Annotated in this window: 1 protein-coding gene; it reads left to right on the top strand. The window is 32.7% G+C overall.

From position 1 onward, the window contains the following. Positions 1–152: 152 nt before the first annotated feature. A partial coding sequence (locus AA089_RS23085; protein ID WP_046759389.1) for a hypothetical protein occupies positions 153–1032 on the top strand: 880 nt, incomplete at its 3' end.

Genomic DNA, 1032 nt, shown 5'->3' with positions numbered 1-1032 from the left:
TCAAAACTTTGTTTTCGTGATGTTTTAGAGAGCATCAACAAAAAAGCGATTAGCATGGTAATTACATATTGAAAAGCTATATGCAAATTACTTCCTATTCCCAAAAAGAATTTATTAATATAACTAAAGTTAAAAGCAAAGAAGAAAACTGTATGGCAAAACGAAAGCACATGCCTAACAACAAGCACAAAGGACTCTTTATTTACTGTCATGTATGTAAAAAGCATTTTTCATGGACACGAAAAATGATTTTACGAAATACCAAAAAAGTAAAAGAAGAACCTACTTGTGGAGAAACGGGCAAAAACTATTCTACCTGTAAGAATTTTGAAAAGCATCGGTACAAGTCACGTTTACACGTTCCTGGAAGTGATGGGCGTAAAGCCAGTAGAACACACGATGCAACAAATTATGCAGATGCGGTTATTCAAGCAATTGATTTTGAAAAAGAATTCAAAGCGGAATTACAAGGCTTAGGGCAACCGATCGAAATAAGAAATCGACAATATCTATTTGATATACAACTACGATATATAGATTTTTTAGAAAACATTGATGTTCCCGAACATCAAAAAAATACCTTGTCCGATCAGCGAAAAAACGAAATTGTAAACTGTTTAAAAATATTCAATGAAGCATTAGCAAAACATAGCATAAATAAAAAGCTGTTAGTTATCAATCGGATTGGCGATATGCACGTTGGTCTATTCCATGATTATTTGCTAATTGATAAGAATTACAGAGGAAACACCTACAATGGAAAAATGAGCGTTTTAAAAAAGTTTGTAAGCTGGGCAATTGATCGATTCGATATTGATATGAAAAACCCTTTTGAAAAAGTGAGAATGATTCCTGTGATGGTAAAACGTGATACGATCACAAAAGAAGAATTCAAGAATCTACTAAAAATTATAAAACCTGAAAACGGAATAGAAATTCGAGGAAAATACAAACGAAACAGATACAAACTATATTTAAAAGATGCTTTAGAACTTGCCTTACATACGGGCGGTAGACGTGAAGAAGTCATAG

Origin of the sequence: Kordia jejudonensis (genome assembly GCF_001005315.1) — a bacterium.
Taxonomy (GTDB): Bacteria; Bacteroidota; Bacteroidia; order Flavobacteriales; family Flavobacteriaceae; genus Kordia; species Kordia jejudonensis.
Note: the sequence above shows the minus strand (reverse complement) of the source record. Positions and strands in the feature narration are given on the sequence as shown.